The organism is Desulfogranum aggregans, assembly GCF_055398265.1.
The window spans coordinates 170,407-189,127 of record NZ_AP042447.1 but is presented as its reverse complement, the minus strand read 5'-3'; the positions used below and the strand labels follow the sequence as shown (position 1 = coordinate 189,127).

At 48.0% G+C, this 18,721-nt stretch carries 16 protein-coding genes; 11 read left to right on the top strand and 5 right to left on the bottom strand.

The genetic code is table 11. The features are described 5' to 3' along the window. Positions 1-41: 41 nt before the first annotated feature. The 3 genes from ACZ52Z_RS00845 (at position 42) to ACZ52Z_RS00835 (ending at position 3,446) form a co-directional block, all read left to right on the top strand. Entirely contained in the window at positions 42-2,573 is a 2,532-nt protein-coding gene (locus ACZ52Z_RS00845) for an ABC transporter transmembrane domain-containing protein (RefSeq protein WP_464268870.1), read from the top strand. Between the two features lie 119 nt (positions 2,574-2,692). Continuing rightward, positions 2,693-3,106 (top strand): ATP-binding protein, encoded by a 414-nt coding sequence (locus ACZ52Z_RS00840; protein ID WP_464268869.1) that lies wholly within the window; start codon positions 2,693-2,695, stop codon positions 3,104-3,106. A gap of 10 nt (positions 3,107-3,116) precedes the next feature. Beyond that, the gene (locus ACZ52Z_RS00835) at positions 3,117-3,446 is read left to right on the top strand and encodes an STAS domain-containing protein (RefSeq protein ID WP_464268868.1); all 330 of its coding nucleotides are present in this window, start codon (positions 3,117-3,119) and stop codon (positions 3,444-3,446) included. Here ACZ52Z_RS00835 and ACZ52Z_RS00830 read toward each other — a convergent pair. Beyond that, complete coding sequence (locus tag ACZ52Z_RS00830) at positions 3,365-3,826, bottom strand: efflux RND transporter permease subunit (protein WP_464270740.1); 462 nt, start codon at positions 3,824-3,826, stop codon at positions 3,365-3,367. The two genes, ACZ52Z_RS00835 and ACZ52Z_RS00830, sit on opposite strands and share 82 nt — an antisense overlap. Before the next feature lie 310 nt (positions 3,827-4,136). Here ACZ52Z_RS00830 and ACZ52Z_RS00825 point away from each other — a divergent pair, with 310 nt between their 5' ends. From ACZ52Z_RS00825 to ACZ52Z_RS00815, 3 genes are all read left to right on the top strand, one after another. Next, on the top strand, positions 4,137-5,303 hold the full coding sequence (locus tag ACZ52Z_RS00825; protein ID WP_464267775.1) for an IS4 family transposase: 1,167 nt from the start codon (positions 4,137-4,139) through the stop codon (positions 5,301-5,303). 21 nt (positions 5,304-5,324) lie between these two features. Further along, positions 5,325-5,813, top strand: coding sequence for a hypothetical protein (locus ACZ52Z_RS00820; protein ID WP_464268867.1), 489 nt, complete (start codon positions 5,325-5,327; stop codon positions 5,811-5,813). 319 nt (positions 5,814-6,132) lie between these two features. Continuing rightward, complete coding sequence (locus tag ACZ52Z_RS00815) at positions 6,133-7,794, top strand: IS1634 family transposase (protein ID WP_464267206.1); 1,662 nt, start codon at positions 6,133-6,135, stop codon at positions 7,792-7,794. A gap of 408 nt (positions 7,795-8,202) precedes the next feature. Here the strand turns inward: ACZ52Z_RS00815 and ACZ52Z_RS00810 are convergent, their stop codons facing one another. Both ACZ52Z_RS00810 and ACZ52Z_RS00805 read right to left on the bottom strand, forming a co-directional pair. Then, positions 8,203-10,080, bottom strand: coding sequence for a VTT domain-containing protein (locus tag ACZ52Z_RS00810; RefSeq protein ID WP_464268866.1), 1,878 nt, complete (start codon positions 10,078-10,080; stop codon positions 8,203-8,205). A 9-nt stretch (positions 10,081-10,089) separates the two neighbouring features. Further along, entirely contained in the window at positions 10,090-10,512 is a 423-nt protein-coding gene (locus ACZ52Z_RS00805) for a rhodanese-like domain-containing protein (protein WP_464268865.1), read from the bottom strand. Between the two features lie 347 nt (positions 10,513-10,859). Between ACZ52Z_RS00805 and ACZ52Z_RS00800 the strand changes: the two genes are divergently transcribed. Further along, positions 10,860-12,164: an MFS transporter gene (locus ACZ52Z_RS00800; protein WP_464268864.1), complete on the top strand. Its 1,305-nt coding sequence runs from the start codon at positions 10,860-10,862 to the stop codon at positions 12,162-12,164. 120 nt (positions 12,165-12,284) lie between these two features. Here the strand turns inward: ACZ52Z_RS00800 and ACZ52Z_RS00795 are convergent, their stop codons facing one another. Continuing rightward, positions 12,285-12,587: a DUF5320 domain-containing protein gene (locus ACZ52Z_RS00795; protein ID WP_464268863.1), complete on the bottom strand. Its 303-nt coding sequence runs from the start codon at positions 12,585-12,587 to the stop codon at positions 12,285-12,287. Positions 12,588-12,675: 88 nt separating this feature from the next. After that, on the bottom strand, positions 12,676-12,867 hold the full coding sequence (locus ACZ52Z_RS00790; RefSeq protein WP_464268862.1) for a ferredoxin: 192 nt from the start codon (positions 12,865-12,867) through the stop codon (positions 12,676-12,678). A gap of 420 nt (positions 12,868-13,287) precedes the next feature. Between ACZ52Z_RS00790 and ACZ52Z_RS00785 the strand changes: the two genes are divergently transcribed. The 4 genes from ACZ52Z_RS00785 to ACZ52Z_RS00770 are packed head-to-tail and all read left to right on the top strand — an operon-like array spanning position 13,288 to position 18,642. Beyond that, complete coding sequence (locus ACZ52Z_RS00785) at positions 13,288-13,794, top strand: universal stress protein (RefSeq protein ID WP_464268861.1); 507 nt, start codon at positions 13,288-13,290, stop codon at positions 13,792-13,794. A 5-nt stretch (positions 13,795-13,799) separates the two neighbouring features. Beyond that, the gene (locus tag ACZ52Z_RS00780; protein ID WP_464268860.1) at positions 13,800-14,789 is read left to right on the top strand and encodes an HlyD family secretion protein; all 990 of its coding nucleotides are present in this window, start codon (positions 13,800-13,802) and stop codon (positions 14,787-14,789) included. After that, positions 14,786-17,512: a ribosome-associated ATPase/putative transporter RbbA gene (gene rbbA, locus ACZ52Z_RS00775; RefSeq protein ID WP_464268859.1), complete on the top strand. Its 2,727-nt coding sequence runs from the start codon at positions 14,786-14,788 to the stop codon at positions 17,510-17,512. The genes ACZ52Z_RS00780 and rbbA overlap by 4 nt, the downstream gene beginning before the upstream one ends. Continuing rightward, on the top strand, positions 17,509-18,642 hold the full coding sequence (locus tag ACZ52Z_RS00770) for an ABC transporter permease (RefSeq protein ID WP_464268858.1): 1,134 nt from the start codon (positions 17,509-17,511) through the stop codon (positions 18,640-18,642). The genes rbbA and ACZ52Z_RS00770 overlap by 4 nt, the downstream gene beginning before the upstream one ends. The last annotated feature ends 79 nt before the right edge of the window (positions 18,643-18,721 follow it).

Genomic DNA, 18,721 nt, shown 5'->3' with positions numbered 1-18,721 from the left:
TGTCACCACCCAGCCTTAAGATTATGTAAAAACATTATAATATGAGTGTTGAGAGCCAACAAAGCCACCAGCCCATAACCAAAAAGAAACTCATGTCGTGGGCCTTTCGCAAGAACCTTAAGTTGCAATTGCTTTTACTTCTGGTTATTTCTGTGATGGTGGCTACTCGAGTGATACCACTTGAGATGCAGAAACGAATTGTCAACGATGCGATAGTACTAAAAAAAATTGACTCACTACTCTTATACTGTGGAATTTACTTACTTGCCGTTACCATAACCGGTGCCAGTAAACTAGTTGTCAATTATCTTCAGGCACGAATAGGTGAAGATGCCATGCTGGCTATGAGAAAAGAACTCTACAGCCATATTGTTTCTTTACCTCTTCTTTTTTTTCGTAATACTCAACCAGGAGTAGTGGTAACAGGCCTTATGACCGAGTTGGCATCAGCCGGTACTTTTGCAGGGATGGCTCTAGCTGTACCTCTATCCAATATACTTACGTTGTTGGCCTTTGCAGGTTATCTACTCTGGCTGAATCCACAACTTGCTCTTATTACCCTTTCAATTTATCCGATTGTTGTCATTTTAATCCCATACCTACAAAAAAAGGCCAACCGATTCAATAAAAAGCGAGTAGATCAATCTCGGCTGGTGGCAAGCCAGATTACTGAGTCTATTACCGGTATACACGAAATCAATGTTCATGCTGCACACACACATGAAAAACAAAAGTTTAATCGACTTGTTGAACAGCTAAGAACCATTCGGCTCAAATGGTCCTTATTTCGTTTCAGCATCAAAACAGCAAATAATTATTTTATTGGTCTTGGACCTTTTGCTGTTTTCATCTTTGGCGGTTACCTGGTAATGCAGGGCCAATTGGAACTTGGCTCAATGGTAGCTTTTCTTTCAGCACAAGAAAAACTCTATGATCCTTGGAAGCAACTTATTGAATTTTATCAGGTATACCAGGACGCTTCAGTTCGTTATAAACGAACCATGAAAATCTTTGATATTCCGGTTACCGAGTCATCTCCAGAAAAAGAAAATAAACCTGTACCCATAAATGGAACAGTGCAATTAACCGATGCGGGGTACGCACTGGCGGAAGGAAAAACAATATTACAACAGGTATCCTTTACCCTGCTGCCTGGAAAGCATCTAGCCTTGGTGGGCTTTTCTGGAAGTGGCAAATCTACCCTGGTTCAATGCATTGGCAAGATGCTTCCCTATACCAACGGTTCCATAAAAATTGACGGAGCCGAAATCAAGGACATAGATAAAAGAGAACTAGTTAAGCAAGTGGGGTACATTTCACAACACCCCTTTATTTTTTCAGGTAGCGTGCTGGATAATCTTATTTATGCTCATGGGGCTGCCTATGATCAACCCACTGAGGAAAAGAATACCTACCAATCTCCACCCCTGGATCATCTTATTCTCTGCCTGCAGCAGGCTGGATTTTTTGTTGATATCATTCGATTTGGTCTTGAGACAAGTTTTGAGCAGTCAACTTCTACTATCAGCTCAAAAATTATTACCATGCGCGAAAATTTTAAAAAAACTTTAGAACCGGACATTTCCCAGTTCATCGAATTTTACGACCCGAATACATACCTTCAATATTCCACAGTCCTAGAAAATATCACATTTTCAGTATCACGGAGTCCTGACAGTGCTATTGACCAACTGCTGGCTAAACCAACCTTCCATACTTTTCTTCGAAATCATAACCTCTTTGACATGCTGTTGCGTTTAGGCAAGCAAATAGCCAAAGAATCCGTTGAGCTGCAGTTTTCATCTCAAGATGACAATACTCAGCTGAATTTTTTACCTCTTCTTGCAGGCGAGCCATCAGAATACGTGACTTTAATCAACAAAATAGATGCTTCTTCGAAGTCCGATTTATCTCCAGACGAGGAGCATCTTTTTCTAAAACCTGCTCTACTCTATATTCCTGGTATTCACTCTTCCATTGTTATACCGACAGGCTTAGATGATACAATTCTCTCGGCCCGATCTTCTTGGCGCAGGATTATTGATAATAATGAGTATGCAGGCATATTGGCACCTCTGAAAAGTAATCAAGCTATTTCTGGTCGGTCTGTTCTTGATAACATTCTTTACGGTAAGATTAAGACAGAAGAAACCATACCCAACGAAAAGATAAGTCAAGCAATTATTCGCCTGTTAATAGAAGAGGACTGCCTGGAGGATGTTGCTGATGCTGGCATGTTACATAATGTCGGAAACATGGGTGACAACTTATCTGGTGGACAACGGCAGAAGCTTGCCATTGCCAGAGTGTTATTGAAAGAGCCGAAAGTAGTTCTCATGGATGAAGCAACTTCAGCCTTGGACAACAAGTCTCAGACAAGAATCCAACGCCTACTAGAAAGGTGGAAAGGAGAAAAAACGGTTATTGCCGTTGTTCACCGTCTGGATACTATACAAAATTTCGATTTCATCGGTGTAATGAAATCTGGAAAACTGGTTGAATACGGCCCTTATGAGGATTTAATGGGGCAAAAAAATCAGTTATACGAGCTTGTTACAGGTAAAAGAGGGTGATTTTTTTGCTCGGAAAAAGTCTACAAAATGTTTAGTTCAAAATGCACAAAATAATCATATTAAGCCAGAAATAGGAATATCTACTTTAGAGAAGGCAAAAATTTGTAGCCAATGATAGTATGAAAGCACATTTTCTTCTAGATGCATCAAATAAATCATTTGAAGATTTTCGAATACAAATCGAGCAGTTGGCTGTGACATGGGGACTTTCCCAGAAAACCATGTACCAAGTAAGGCTCATAGCTGAAGAATTGTGGACCAATTTTTATAAATATACTTCCACAAGTATACAAAATTCCATTGAAATTACCATATATCAATCAAACCATGAACTACTAATTGTATACAAAGATAGTGGTCCAGCTTTTAATCCTTTGGAAATTGCACCTCCTGACATAAGCCTGCCTCTGGAAAAACGGCAACCTGGAGGGCTTGGTTTACACTTGGTAAAAAATTTTATAGATAGCTATACATATACCAGAGAAGACAACAAAAACATTCTTTGCCTAAAAAAAATATTAAATAACCACTGATCAATTATTTATGAAAATCACGACATCTGAAAGCAATAACAAATATACATCTATCAATATCATCGGTAGCCTTGACTCTGCGACCGCCGAAGAGGCTGAAAATTGGATCTCTTCTTTCCAGATACCGCATGAAAAACCAATTATAATTAATTTTGCTGATCTTGATTATATTTCCAGTGCAGGACTAAGGGTTATATTTAACTTTGCCCGCACCCTCAAGAAAAATGGTAATAAGTTTGCTGTGTGTAATACCCAGGATCACGTCCGAGAAATCTTTGAAATTTCTGGGTTTGACTCCTTTATCCCAATAGTCGATACTCCTGAAGGTTTCCTCGATTGATCACAATTTATTATAAAATTCCTTACTTTCTGATTACCCTCTGTTTTTTGGGTTAGTGTTGTTTTCAGCTTAAATTTAAGAGCTAATTCTGCGAGGCTGCAATAGAAAACCGGAACGATAAAAATAGTCAGAATGGCAAGCATCATACCACCGAAGGTTGGTATCGCCATTGGCACCATTACATCCGCGCCCCTTCCTGTAAAGGTGAGCACAGGTAATAATGCCAGTATGGTTGTGGCACTTGTCATCATGGCAAGACGAACACGCCTGTCACCGACCTCTACTGTAGCTGCCCGAATAGCTTCAATTGTATCCGGTGATTTTTCTCTGAAGATTTGCTGTAGATAAGTACAGACAATAACCCCGTTATCCGTGGCAATGCCGATATTCTAATTGCAGCCTGTTATTTAATGATTAGGTTTTCTCATATTGCTCAATGTGTTGATTTACTGAGTATTTCACGCTTTAAGCATTATGGGGAGCCAATGCTGATAGCATCATAATCTAATTCTAAATTAATGAGCCCTATCTGGTGTGTATTTCTTGAAAGGGATTGAAAAATTTAAACAGTAAAATTTCTGGAGAATAGTACACTGCTGTCCGGTTAAGGAAATAGATAAGGCCTGAAGAGCTTCTTTTTTGTATAATGATGTTACCGCTAACACATTAACATAAAAGGAGATTCAGGCCATGGCTCATAGTAACACGGTACTTGCACAATTGCTCAAACTTATTGACAGACATGAATTCCAATATTTGCATACGGGTCCTTACCGACCGCAACGAAAGTACCGTGCTCTCAGCCAGTGGGGCCAATTTACTATCATGATGTTTGCTCAACTTACCGGTAGAGCGAGTCTTCGTGATATCTGTGACTCCCTGCAGACACAAGCAGGAAGATTATATCATCTCGGAGTCAACCGAGTGAAGAAATCAACCCTAGCTGACGCAAACAACAAGCGACCTGCAGAATTCTATCAGGCTTTCTTTGAAAAGACCTACCAACGCTGCATGTCCATCGCACCAGGAAAAAAGAAATTCAAGTTCAAGAACAAGCTTTACTCGCTTGATGCCTCAACCATCGACCTCTGCTTGTCCGTCTTTCCCTGGGCAAAATTTCGTTCGACCAAAGGCGGTGTGAAACTGCACGCCTTGCTGGATCATGATGGTTATATCCCCAAGTTCGCTGCTATTACCGACGCGAAAACCTCAGACCTATCCTTTGCAAGAACCCTCGCGTTACCGGCAGGTTCGATTATTGCTGCCGACAGGGCGTACATAGATTTTTCCTGGCTGTATAAGCTCAATAAAAGAAAGAACTTCCTTGTTACCCGCCTCAAACGCAACATCAAATACAAGGTGACCGAAAGACGCCCAGTCCTTAAATCCAAAGGACTCACCTCTGATCAAACCATCATTCTTACCGGTACAAAATCAGACGAATGCCCCATACCTCTACGGCGAATAGGGTACAAAGACCCAAAGAGCGGCAAACATTACGTTTTCCTTACCAACAATTTCCACCTGGCAGCTAAAACCATTGCCGATATCTATAAAAGCAGGTGGGAGATTGAGCTTTTTTTCAAGTGGATCAAACAAAACCTGAAGATCAAAACTTTTCTCGGTACCAGCCGCAACGCGGTCATGACACAGATATGGATTGCCCTTATCACCATGCTGGTACTTTCTTACATGAAATTTTTGGCAAAACTGGGACAATCTATTACACAAATCCAACGAATTCTGCAGTTAAACCTGTTTAAAAAACAGAATCTGTGGGAGTTATTCAACCCTTTGCCTGTAAAACATAGAACTGAAAGTTATCAAAAAATGCTGTTTAATTTCAGCAAACTATAACCGGACACCAGTGAGAATAGTATGATCAAGTCTAAAGGAATGATAGTTGCCTTGGTACTTTTTTTTGCCGTATCGTCCGCATGGGCTATGAAAAGTGGTGACCATGGAAGCCACGGAGATATGTCAGGTGACAAAATGGATCACGGCTCAATGGCACATGACAAGAAAAATTCCGCAGAGCATTTCAAGTACGTAGATGATTCTAATGGGGTAAAAGCCGTCTTTCAAGTTATGAGCCTGGAAAGCATGAAAATGAAAGATCCTGAGGGGAAGACACATCATATCATGGTTTCGCTCTCAAAAAATAGCAAACAACTGAAACAGGCCAAAGGAGAAATTGAAGTTATCTCACCATCTGGAAAAAAACAGACCGGTAAATTAATGCCTTTCGGTGGCGGAATGTATGCAGCAAACTTCACTTTTGATGAAGTTGGCGACTGGGGGGTGACTTGCAATTTTTCAGAGCAGGGAGAGGAAAATACCAAACATTTCAAATATCAACATCATTAATTAATCGAGAAATACTCTCTATTTAAATTTGAATATTTTAATCTAAATTAGATCAGAACTATATCCCACTTGACAAGCACCTGAAACCCAGGTGCTTGATCAGTCTAGAGCATCATCGCTTTTATGAAGCATTCACTCATGAAATATCACTTTAGTTTGAGAACTGTAGGCACGTTTTACTGCAGTCGAAAAATAAAATCACCTAATATCAGCACGTTGCACTTTCAAGTCTCCTGATTTTGGTCAAAACCTGTAGGCACACGTTTGAGTAGTTTTTTATTGACAGGTTGGGGATACGCATTTAGCATGATAGGCAATCATGTATTTGCGAACTACTCAACGAAAGAACAAAGACGGCTCGGTAACAAAATACTACCAGCTGGCCCATAACGAACGGCATCCGGTCACCGGTAAGGTGACTGCTAAAATTATCCACAGCTTCGGGCGGGCAGACCAGTTGGACCGTGAAGCCTTGGTGCGGTTATGCCGATCCGTTGCCAGAGTCTGCGGCGTCGAGGTTATTGATCCTCTGGACGGTGAAGTGCGCAAAGGCGGCTTACCGGAAGATGTCAAGATCCTCCGGACCGTCGATTTCGGTACAGTTAAAATCATCGAGGAACTGTGGGAGCAATACGGTATCGGCAAAATATTCAGGGAGGTTGCCAAAAAGAAGCAGGTTCCCTATGAAAAAGCCCTGCTTGCCATGGTTGCCAATCGACTGTGTACTCCGGAATCAAAACTTGGTGTTTGGGACAGGTGGCTTGAAACTGTATATCTGCCAGGGTGTGACAGCTTGCAACTGCATCACATGTATGAGGCCATGGACTTGCTCCATAGCCATTCGGATAAGGTAGAGCGGGAGATCTTTTACAATGTGGCCAACCTGCTGAACCTGACGGTGGATCTCATCTTCTATGATACCACTACAGCATCTTTTGCCATTGATTATGAGGATGAGGAAGGCCCGCGGCAGTATGGTCATACGAAAGAAGGGACATGGGCGCCTCAGGTCGTTGTCGCCCTGGCTGTTACTCGAGAGGGTATCCCTGTGAGAAGTTGGGTATTCCCCGGCAATACTGCTGACGTCAGTACTGTCGAGACCATAAAAAGCGATCTTCGAGGGTGGAATCTTGGCAGGGCGCTGTTCGTTGCTGATTCCGGGATGAACTCCGAAGGGAATCGAAAGGAACTGGCTAAGGCCTGCGGCACATATCTGCTTGCCACCAGGATGGCCAGTGTCAAGGAGGTTAAGGAAACAGTTCTTTCGCAGCCAGGTCGTTACAGGGAATTCTCTGAAAATCTTCATGCCAAAGAGGTGAACCTCGCCAACGGCAAGCGATATATCGTCTGTTATAATCCGTCGGAGGCCAGACGGCAGGCCACCCACCGAGAAAAAATTGTTGCCATGCTTGAATGGGAACTCAAGCAGCACAAAGACAAGAGTGCAACCAGGAAATGGGCTATAGCCCTGTTGGGTTCTCGAAGGTACAAAAAATACCTGACCATAACTGAGAAGGGCACCGTCCGGATCGACCGTAAAGCCATAAAGGCTGCGGCAAAGTATGATGGCAAGTGGGTACTGGAAACCAACGACATCCACCTGAGCCTTGAGGATGCGGCCTATGGTTACCGTGGCCTGATGGTCATTGAGCGGTGCTTCCGCTCACTTAAGCGTACGCAGATCAAAATGATGCCAATGTACCATTGGGCTGAAAGGCGAATAGAAGCCCATGTAAAAATATGTGTGTTGGCACTATTCGTAGAGCGGATAGCGGAGCTGAAATGCAAAAAACCCTGGTCACAGATTAGACGGGTTGCGTCTAAAATACAGGCAACGGAGTTCGCCACACCAGATCACAGTTTTTACCAATTAAATGAGCTACCCAAGGTGGCGAAGTCCATGCTGAACTGCCTTTCAATTGACCGACTTCACGAGGTTTTTGGTATAAAAACTGTTAAAAACGGTACTGCAATAACGTAGGCACACGCGAAAAACAGCGTCCTTTGCCAAGGCCCGCGGGAGCAGGCTTAGCGCCGAGGTGTTGATTTTGAATTTTAAACCCCAGTATCAACGTAGTTGACGAATAAAGAAATTAATACCTTTTCAGATTTATTGGGAAAAATTATTGTCAAGATGAAAGGGTTGTAACTATTTCTGGCAGCCTATATTTTAAAGCCGAAGCTTTCAATTTAGGTTTTACTTATAGGAAAACTCTCTATTTCCTCGAAATCGATAGAAAATAATAAAATTTTAAAGTAGAGATTCCCAAAGATAGTTTCAAGAGCGAATAGACTGGCGCACCAGCTTGAGGTGGTTCCTTTACCTCTTCGAATTTGCTGAAATTATTTATGGTCTTCTGCTCTTTGGGCAGGACAGGTATTATGGTTGTCAATCAGCGGTTACAGAGCCGGAGAGAAAAGATTCTTTTTGCAGTCTTCTTTTCAAACGGAGTCGTTGCAAATAGGTGAACGGTGCACGAGTTGCCGATTTTTGGCCTGGCCTTGCTGAATCAGGCAGGAAGAGCAGGTCGGCGAGATGGGACGTTGGCATGATCCGTTCAAGGAAACTGCAGCAGCCTGCGCAGTAGGTTACCACTGGGCGACCACGGCTCTCCCTTGCTCGCATGTTTGCCCAGCCTTTGGCAAAGGAGGGACGAACGGCATTCACCGTGCCCCCTTCGCCACAACAGATTGTGTAACGCCCCCGGTGCTTCATCTCCACTTGATCCAGGCCCAGACCGTCAACCAGTCGACGCACGGACTGCTGCACAGCATTAGCATCTCGCATAGAGCAGGGGTCGTGAACACTCACTGCATTCCATGCTTTTTCCATTGGCACAGCTACCTGTTCCACCTCAAGCACCTCATAAACTGTCTGCACTTCCAGGCCTTCACCATACTGCTGGAAAATCTTGTAACAGTTTGGACAGGCAACCAGAACACGCTGGACTCCCTGCCGCTGAAGGCTTTGGCGCAACGCACCAAAAGCTGCAAAAAAATACTCTTGTCGGCCAAGGTCATGGGAGGGTTTACTACAGCAATTGAGCACCATTCCAATTTTTGGGATGGTACGCTGTAGATGCTCAAACAGGCGTAATGTGGTTACCATGCGACTACCGGGCAAATTACAGCCGGGGAAAAATACGGTATCGCAATCATTGGGAATTCCCTGCCAGGAAAAAAGCCTCGATCTTCCAACCTTCTCGTAGCTGAGGATTTTGCTGTAGGTCGATTCGTTGAACCAACCGTTTGTAACGAATGCCCTTCGCAGGTCGAGAAATAGTTTGCCCGGGTCAAGTTTATCCGGACAAACTGCAGTACACAAGCCGCAGAGACTGCATTCGTAAGCCATTGACTGGGCTTTGGCATCGGTAAAGTCATAATTTGCGACAATGGCCTTGGGGGTGCCATAATGGCTCAGAAAGGCGCAGTTTCTGACGCATGCCCCACATTCGCTACAATGACTTTCAATTGCAGCCAGCTGGTGAGATAGAGATGTGGGAAGGACTGATAATTTGGTATTCGCCTGCTGCCGTTGCCGGCTCGTCAGTCGTGATCTTCTCTGCCACACAAGCAAGCGTTTGGCTGCAAGTGGAAAAAGACCCATGAGGGCAAAGGCGGCCAGCAAACCCGGGGATAAGATTTCAGCCGAAGAATCTATCAGACCCAGTTGGTTGCCGGCATTGACAAAAATAAATGTTCCTGGCAGCATGCCGAGTTGTGAAACCCAAAAAAAAGTGGCCAGACGGAGTGTTGTCAGCCCCATGACCAGATTGATGATAAAAAAGGGAATGACCGGCAGCAGCCTGAGAGAAAAAAGATAAAGAGCGCCCTCGTCCTGCAAGCCCGCATTGACCCGTTTCAGCTTGTCGGCAAATCGCCGTTGTACCATGTCCCGGAACAAGTAGCGGGAAAGGGCGCATGCCATGGTTGCCCCTATAGTGCTGGCAAAAGACACCAACAATGTCCCAACCAAGGTGCCAAAAATCGAACCGGCAACCAGTCCGAGCACCACTGCGCCGGGAAGGTTAAGGATTATAACGGGCAGATAGCAGGCGAGGAAGCCACTAACGACCAGCCACGGATGTCCGGCATAGAGCTGTTGGAGCACCGATTGGTGGGATTTTACTGCGGAAAGTGTCAGTTCATGATGCAGGCCAGTACCAAAGAAAACCGAAAATACTGTGACGATCCCCAGTATCAGGATTCCTTTCAGAACCATGTTTGAGAGCAGTGATTTCTTCGGTTGTACTCGAGGCAAATGCATGAATGTTTCTTACTTCGCTTCAGTGGCAAAAGGCCAATTGTCCACGCCTTTCTCAAGGATCAGCAGCCGGCTTTCAGCGACACCATTGTCTTTATAATAGTCATAGGTTCTTTTGGCACCTCCGCCACCTCGAGGACAGAGAACAACGACATCATCCTGACTCTCGAGAATCTGTGGCAGCAAACGGTTCAAGGCCGCTCGTTGTTCATCGGTTTTCACCGGGTAGGCATTTGTTTCAATCGAGCCTGGAATGTGTGCTTTGGCAAATTGCTCAACCGGACAGATATCAACCAGGATCATGGCTGAATTGTCTTCAATGCGTTTTTGCAGATCCTCGGGGGAAATGAAGTTGTATTTACCCGACAGAAACGCAGAAGCGGTTGACGTACTGAGCAAAAATGCGATCAGACAAAGCAAACAATTTTTATACATTGTTCTCTTCTCCTTTTTGATTTTAAATCTTTGCCTACGATAGGCTTGACGACATATCTTCGCAACGCGGCAAGAGTGGTAGCACAAATCTTTCTATAAGTAAAAAAGGTAATACCTATCGCCTGGCAACATGATATAGCTTGCATGGAAAAGGCTGGCATCAGGTAGCGACAAAGGCATAACGCTGAATGTCCAGAAGGCTTTGTCCCCAGGCATGGTAATGGACACAGATTACAACAGTCAGCCGACGTCTCGTTGAACCAAGACAAATGACAACTCCTCCTCCCACCCTGAGAGCAACAAACAGTAATGAGCACATCTCCTGAAAGAATACCTTGATTTCGTGCTTGGCACTCTTCACGTTTGGAGTCAGTATTATTCTCTTCCCAGGAGTGTCGAGGGTTTGCTTGGTGCTAACAAAGAAAAAGAGTCTTAAAAAATGTGTTTTGATCAAGAGGAGCAAGACCGTGGCTTCTGACAAAGGAGCAGGTCAACATTGCAAGTCGTCAAGAGCAAAGGCCTTGAGAAATTATTCGCCTGTATTTTTCCTTACGGTAATTTTCTTTTTTCATTTTATAACCCGACAGCTTACGGGGCCTTTACTGCCTGAAATTGAGCTGGAGTTGGGATTGAACCATACTCAAAGCGGTATGTTCGTCTTATTGGTTGGATGTGGTTTCAGCCTCAGCCAGCTTGGAGCCGCTTTTTTGTCAGCCAAATGGGGATACAGGCGATGTATTCTTCTGTCAATACTGGGTTCAGCTGCCGCCGCGCTGCTCATCACCCGATCAGACGGTTTTTGGGGCCTCGCTGTCGGTTGTATGGGTCTGGGACTGGCGGGCGGGCTCTATGTGCCTTCAGGTATTGCCCTGATTACTCTGCTGGTTCACCCCAAAGACTGGGGAAAGGCTCTGGGTATTCACGAACTGGCACCAAACCTGGCGCTTATTGTTGTCCCGTTTACGGCAACAGCCGCTATGCTGTTAGGTTCATGGCGTTATGGCTATCTTTCTGCTTCTGTGCTCATGGTTGTTTTGGGCCTTCTCTACATGAAAAAAGGGGTAGACGGCGACCAACGCCCACAGCCCCCAAATATTCATCGAATTCGCGAAATTGTATCTGATTCATCCTTTTGGAAACTCTGTGTTTTGCTGAGTATTGCCGTAGCTGTGGAAACAGGAGTGTATTCCATGACTCCCGTATTTCTCGTAACCGAAAGGGATTTTGAATTGAGCTATGCCAACCAGCTTCTTGGCTTGTCAAGGATTCCAGGAGTTGTTTTAGTGCTATTCTCTGGCTGGCTGACAGACCGACTGAGTCCAGCAACCACAATTACGATTGCTCTTGGATTGACGGGAGCTGCGGTGCTGGGACTTGGCAGCGGACCTGACTATATTATGATTCCTTCTGTTTTTGTGCAGTCAGCTGCATCAGCCTGTCTGTTTCCGCCAATGCTGTCAATGGCCTCAGCAATTTCTTCACATGAAAATCGAGCATTGACTCTTTCCCTCAGCATTGCTGTGGCACCGCTTATAGGAAGCGGCCTGCTACCAGCTGGTCTGGCAATCTGTGGTGATGTGTTCTCTTTTGAAACAGGCCTGGTAATCACAAGCCTGCTCATTTTTTCCGGGATCTGGGTAGTGAAACGCTAAAGGGCCTATTTTGCGCACCTGATTCTTCATGCGTCCTCTTTTCACTTGGAAAAGAATGGCAAGGTGAATCGTCATCTGATGTACCCCGAGGGGATTCTCCCCTCGGGATAACAGCTCCGATCATTCCTCCAAGTCGCGGAGTCGCTGTTCGATGGTATCCAGGGCTTGCCGGAGATCACCAGCTTCTGCCTCAAGCGCCTGTCTTTCCGTTGCCGGCGTGCGCGCCGGCCCAGAAAACGCTGGCCGGCCGGCAAAGCCGACCCCCCTCCCCCACCCCCTGCCAAACCCTCGTCGGCAGGCCATTCCTCTTCCATAGAACAATTGGTCCCCCACAGCATTTCGTGCTCCGGTCCCGCACACTCCCTGTCTTCTTCCGGTCATGGCTCCTTGACCCATCGGACCTGTTCTGTCATATCCAGGCATAGCTCATCCTCCCTGCACATGCGTGCCGATCTCCTTTACCGAGGAGAAAATTGCCGACAATCCGTTCACTTCCATTTTCTGCTTTCCATTACTCTAGAGTAATGCACTCACCAGGACAAGAGGCTATAGCATCCTCTATGCAGCCTGCTGACGGATCAGCCCCTTCAAGGACGTATGCCTTTCCATCGTCCTCGCGGATGGCAAATACTTCCGGACAGCTTTCTACACATGCTTCACATCCTAAACATTCTTCCTGGTCAATCACTATTTGAGCGGACATACCTTCTTTCTCCTCGTGAAAAAACATCGTTGGCACCTTTAGTGGTGCGTTTACTTTACGCCTTTGCCAACCATTCAACAAAGACACGGTACCCTTTCCGAAGCATAAAATATGCCACCCAACCGCAAACCACCCATCAACCACCTGTTGGCCCTGCCTGTCCCTTCCCCAGCCAGAAACACGTTGACCAGATGCCAACCATCAGGCGTTTGCCACAGCACCATACCCGCTGCAAATGTCAGTATTTTTTACAGGGTGTAAGCAATCCAGACACCATGGCAGAGCCAAAATCACTCAAACCCTTGTCAGGCTGTCATCTATTGATGGCATGGTAGTTGCTATTTTTAGGAACTAGGGCCGGTTTGCTTCCGGCAGCACCCTGGCCAATATGTTCTATGCAGGTTACTCAATGGAGAAACAATGAAAGAGATACAGAAGCTGCTTGTATGTGTCGATCTATCCGACTATTCCCACAGCACCATGGAATATGGGGTAGCCCTGTCCAGAGGACTCCTCACTGAAATTGTGGTCTTAAACGTTATCAACATTCGTGAGGTGGAAGCGATCCGCACGGTTAGTGGATACTACCCTCATAAAATCGATGCGGAAGAATGCATACACAATATGGAAAACAACCGCAGGGAGCAGATGCAGAGAATGATCGACACCCATTTTCCTGCCGATGCAGGCAAAATTCACCTGGTAGTCGAGACTGGGGTCCCGTTCAGGGTTATCCTGCAGAAAATTGTGGAAGAGGGAATTGACCTGGTTGTTATCGGCAAAAAAGGTCGAAGCAATGTCGTCGGCACCATGTTGGGGTCCAATGCCGAAAAGATATTCCGTCATTCGTCGGTCCCTGTACTGAGCGTCATTCACACAAAACAAAGAGCGAAACGGCCGTATGCATCACATGCGCTTGAGGCATGATCACCATGGAGTATAAGCCTGTTTTCAGGTGGGGGTTCCTGTTTGTTTCAGCCGTGGCTGCGACAATTGCCTGGTATCTGATCGTTTTCCGCAACGCGGACGACCTGCCGACCTATATCGCCTCGGGGAACGGGCGAATCGAGGCAACCGAATATGATATTGCCACCAAGTATGCCGGAAGATTGGCCTCGGTGCTGGCTGACGAGGGGAATATGGTCGTTCAAGGACAGCTCCTGGCCCGAATGGACACATATACCTTGGAAACCCGTATGCTTGAGGCAGAGGCAGAGCTCAGTGAAGTACGCATACAGCGGGAATATGCCGAGGCAATGGTCAGCGTTCGCAGGAGTGAACTCCAATACGCCCGCAGGGAAAAAGAGCGTGCAGTCAAACTCTCCAAGGCCAACAATATTTCACAAAAAAAACTCGATCAGGCACAGACGTACCATGACACAGCAGCTGCAGCGCTCAAGGCCGCTCAAATTAAGGTAACTGCAGCTGAAGCTGGTGTTGAAGCTGCTAAGGCCAGGATTGCCAGGGTGCGGAGTGAACTTGCCGAAACCCGACTGGTTGCACCTGTAGATGGACGAATACTCTACAGATTAGCCCAACCAGGCGAGGTACTCGGCGGAGGCGGCAGGGTATTAACATTACTCGACCTGACCGATGTGTATATGACTATTTTTGTTCCAACCGCCCAGGCAGGAAGAATTTTCATCGGCAGCGAAGCCCGCATCCGGCTCGATGCGCTTCCGGAATACGTCATTCCAGCGAGCGTATCATTTGTCGCTCCCCGCACACAATTTACACCGAAAGCTGTAGAAACCCGGGAAGCGCGGGCAAAACTCATGTTCAGGGTAAAAATCAAGATTGATCCCACCCTGCTCCGCAGGTACATCCAGGCAGTAAAAACCGGCGTCCCCGGTGAGGCCTTTATCCTGATGGATCGTGGCCACTCCTGGCCTGAAGCACTGCAGATAAGGCTTCCCCAGTGAGCAGCAACAAGCCGGTAATAGCACTGCGCGGGGTTCGCCACAGCTATGGTGGAACCCGGGTCCTGGACTGTGAACAACTCGCTATCCCCCTAGGAAAGCTGGTTGGCTTTATCGGCCCGGATGGTCAGGGCAAATCAACCCTGCTTGGGCTGATTGCAGGTGCACGGGGCCTGCAGGAAGGTTCCATCCAGTTGTTCGGGGGCAGTATCCGTAACCACCGGTACCGTCATCATATTGCACCGCGTATCGCGTTTATGCCACAGGGACTTGGAAAGAACCTCTACGCGACCCTCTCAGTCAGGGAAAATATCGACTTTTTCGGCCACCTCTTCACCATCGACCGCCGGCAACGGCGACAACAGATCGATCAACTGCTTGGAGCAACCGGCCTGGCCCCTTTTGCCGCTCGTCAAGCCGGGAAACTTTCCGGCGGCATGAAACAAAAACTGGGGCTCTGCTGTGCTCTGGTCCACAATCCCGACCTGCTCATCCTTGACGAACCGACCACTGGAGTGGACCCGCTCTCTCGCCGCCAATTCTGGAAACTCATTGATGAGATTCGCAGCCGTCGTCCCGAAATGACCATTGTTGCTGCCACCGCCTACATGGAGGAGGCGGAGGCCTTTGACTGGTTAATCCCTATGCATGCAGGGAAACTCCTGCAAACTGGCAGTGCGGCTGAACTGAAACAAATCACTGCGACCGACACGCTGGAGGCTGCTTTTATCAGCCTGCTTCCGGAAAATTTCCGTCGCAGTCACAACAGGCTGTGCATACCGCCGCTTGACAAACAGCAAGCTCCCACAGCCATTGCCGCTCACCAGCTGACCAAACGCTTTGGTGCCTTTACAGCAGTCAAGGGCGTGGACCTGAACATCAGGAAGGGCGAAATATTCGGTTTTCTCGGCTCCAACGGCTGCGGGAAAACCACGACCATGAAAATGCTCACAGGCCTGTTGCCCCCGACCAGCGGCAGAGCCATGTTGTTTGGCAAACCGGTCCGCGAGGGAGCTCGGGCGGTGAATGAACGCGTCGGCTACATGTCCCAGGCTTTTTCCCTCTACGAAGAGCTGACCGTGAGCCAGAATCTCCTGCTCCACGCCCGGCTGTTTCATCTTCCGGACAAAAAAATCCAGGCACGAGTCAATGAGCTGCTCCATCGCTTAGAGCTGCAATCGTACTGTAATGCAGAGGCAGGATGCCTTCCTCTGGGGATCAGGCAACGGCTCTCCCTAGCTGTAGCGGTAATTCATGAGCCTGAACTGCTTATTCTCGACGAACCCACCTCCGGGGTCGACCCTGTTGCCAGGGATCAATTCTGGGATCTGCTGGTCGAACTCTCCCGAAAAAAAGGCGTAACCATCTTTCTCTCTACCCATTTCATGAACGAGGCCGAACGTTGCGATCGCCTCTCACTGATGCATGCCGGTAAAATCCTGGTCAGCGACTCGCCGGCGGCCATCTGCGCCGCCCGCAGCACCGACAGCCTGGAAAAGGCCTTTATCGATTACCTGGAAGATATCCAGCCAAGCGAGATCGCTCAACCGGTGAGCCGACACCCCTCCCAACCCACATCCACTGGCCGACCAGCGCCGTTTTTCAGCATACGCCGTCTCCTGGGCTACAGTCAGCGTGAAGCCCTTGAGCTCCTTCGTGATCCGGTGTTACTGACCTTTGCCCTGCTTGGTTCGGCGCTGCTGATGCTGGTGCTGGGCTATGGTATTTCCATGGACGTAGAGGACCTGAACTTTGCTGTGCTCGATCGTGATCAAAGCCCGCTCAGTCGGGAATACGTACAGAACATCTCTGGCTCCCGATATTTCATCCAGCGCCCTCCCCTGCACGACGTACGGGAGCTTGAACACCGCATGGGCAACGGAGAACTGAGCCTGGCCATAGAAATTCCACCCGAGTTCAGTGCAAAGGTAAAACGTGGCCGTACGGCAGAGGTGGCCGTATGGATCGACGGCGCCATGCCTTTTCGGGCGGAAACCATCGGCGGATATATCCAGGGACTCCACCAGGAGTATCTTACCGAACGAGCCCAACGCCAGCCAACTCTCTCCACCGCCACGATTTCAGCCATCCTGCTGCCGCGCTATCGATACAACCAGGATTTCAGCAGTATTTACGCCATTGTCCCGGCAGTTATTCCGCTGCTCCTGATCTTTATTCCTGCTATTCTCACAGCCCTGTCGGTGGTCCGGGAAAAGGAGCTGGGGTCAATAGTCAATTTCTACCTGAGCCCATCATCCCGCCTTGAGTTCCTGCTTGGCAAGCAGCTCCCCTACATCGGGGTCAGCATGCTGAGTTTCTACCTGCTGCTCGTGGTGGACATCGGCATATTCTCCGTTCCCTTGAAAGGGGACGTCCTCTTTCTTTCGGGTGCTGCGCTGCTCTATGTTACCGCCTCCACCGGTATTGGCCTACTTATGTCCGCCTTTACCCGAACCCAGATTGCAGCCCTTGCGGGAACCGCTATCCTCACCATGCTGGCAACCGTCAACTTTTCAGGCATGACGGAACCGGTCAGCTCACTGGAAGGATTGGGGAGAATTATCGGAAACCACTGGCCGGCCACTTCATTCATCATCATTGCCCGTGGCGTGTTCACCAAGGGCCTTGGCTTTTCGCAACTGGCCACGGAATTTCTTCACCTGGCGATCTTTCCCCCGGTAATCACCCTGCTCTCGATCCTGCTGCTCAGGAGACAGGAGCGATGAAGCGGCAATATCGGTGGCACTATACGGTTCTCACCCTGTTCATGAAGGAACTGAAGAGTCTCTGGCACGACAAAATCCTGTTGTTGCTCATCCTCTGGGCCTTTACCGGCGCCATTTATGCGGCGGCCTCAGCGACCTCCAGGGAATTGCACAACGCGCCCATCGCCATTGTGGATGAAGACCACTCCCAACTGGCAAAAAAAATCAGCGACGCCTTCTATCAACCCTATTTTCAACCACCCGTTTCCATCAAGTGGGACGAAATCGATCAGGGAATGGACAAGGGAAGCTACACCTTTGTTCTCTGTATCCCAAGCGGATTTGAACGAGACCTGCTTGCCGGCAGAAACCCGGCGCTGCAGATCAACATCGATGCAACCCGGGTATCGCAAGCCTTTATCGGCAACAACTATATCGCCAACATTATCCGCGGCGAGTTGTTGGACTTCCTTGGCGGGCGGGTTTCCTCTGTAAAACAGCCCATCACCCTGGTGCCGCACTATGTCTACAATCCGAACCTGACCGGCATCTGGTTCAGCAGTATCATGGAACTGATCAGCAATGTGACCATGTTGTCGATTATCCTGACCGGGGCAGCGATTATCCGGGAACGGGAACATGGTACCCTGGAACATCTCCTGGCCATGCCGGTGCGGCCGGTGGAGATTGTCGCGGCAAAAATACTGGCCAACGGGGGAATTGTTCTGGTTGCGGTTCTTCTCTCGTTGCTGCTTGTCATCCACGGATTGCTGGGCGTACCAATCCATGGCTCAATCCCGCTGTTCATTACCGGGACGGCACTGCACCTGTTTGCCACCACTTCAATGGGCATCTTTCTCGGTACCACCGCCCGTTCCATGCCCCAGCTCGGGCTGCTCCTGATCATGACCATTCTGCCCCTGCACATGCTTTCCGGCAGCATTACCCCACGAGAAAGCATGCCGGAATGGGTCCAGCAGGTGATGCTTGCGGCCCCAACCACCCATTTTGTCGACTTTGCCCAGGCGATTCTCTATCGGGGAGCCGGGCTCACCATTGTCTGGCCTCGGTTCCTGCTGCTCATCATCATAGGTTTGCTCTTTTTTGTCAGCGCCACTGCCAAGTTCCGGCATTCTGTAACCGTTCGCTAGATCCCAGGTCTTAAGCGATACTCACCAAAATTTGAAAAACGTGCAAGAGAGAAGGCCGCCGGCAGCCTGCACAGACTGC

What these genes read in the sequence shown, in the direction of transcription:
- ACZ52Z_RS00845 (WP_464268870.1), top strand. Translation starts at nt 42, where the DNA reads ATGAGTGTTGAGAGCCAACAAAGCCACCAGCCCATAACCAAAAAGAAA.
- ACZ52Z_RS00840 (WP_464268869.1), top strand. Translation starts at nt 2,693, where the DNA reads ATGAAAGCACATTTTCTTCTAGATGCATCAAATAAATCATTTGAAGAT.
- ACZ52Z_RS00835 (WP_464268868.1), top strand. Translation starts at nt 3,117, where the DNA reads ATGAAAATCACGACATCTGAAAGCAATAACAAATATACATCTATCAAT.
- ACZ52Z_RS00825 (WP_464267775.1), top strand. Translation starts at nt 4,137, where the DNA reads ATGGCTCATAGTAACACGGTACTTGCACAATTGCTCAAACTTATTGAC.
- ACZ52Z_RS00820 (WP_464268867.1), top strand. Translation starts at nt 5,325, where the DNA reads ATGATCAAGTCTAAAGGAATGATAGTTGCCTTGGTACTTTTTTTTGCC.
- ACZ52Z_RS00815 (WP_464267206.1), top strand. Translation starts at nt 6,133, where the DNA reads ATGTATTTGCGAACTACTCAACGAAAGAACAAAGACGGCTCGGTAACA.
- ACZ52Z_RS00810 (WP_464268866.1), bottom strand. Translation starts at nt 10,080, where the DNA reads ATGCATTTGCCTCGAGTACAACCGAAGAAATCACTGCTCTCAAACATG.
- ACZ52Z_RS00805 (WP_464268865.1), bottom strand. Translation starts at nt 10,512, where the DNA reads ATGTATAAAAATTGTTTGCTTTGTCTGATCGCATTTTTGCTCAGTACG.
- ACZ52Z_RS00795 (WP_464268863.1), bottom strand. Translation starts at nt 12,587, where the DNA reads ATGCCTGGATATGACAGAACAGGTCCGATGGGTCAAGGAGCCATGACC.
- ACZ52Z_RS00790 (WP_464268862.1), bottom strand. Translation starts at nt 12,867, where the DNA reads ATGTCCGCTCAAATAGTGATTGACCAGGAAGAATGTTTAGGATGTGAA.
- ACZ52Z_RS00785 (WP_464268861.1), top strand. Translation starts at nt 13,288, where the DNA reads ATGAAAGAGATACAGAAGCTGCTTGTATGTGTCGATCTATCCGACTAT.
- ACZ52Z_RS00780 (WP_464268860.1), top strand. Translation starts at nt 13,800, where the DNA reads ATGGAGTATAAGCCTGTTTTCAGGTGGGGGTTCCTGTTTGTTTCAGCC.
- ACZ52Z_RS00770 (WP_464268858.1), top strand. Translation starts at nt 17,509, where the DNA reads ATGAAGCGGCAATATCGGTGGCACTATACGGTTCTCACCCTGTTCATG.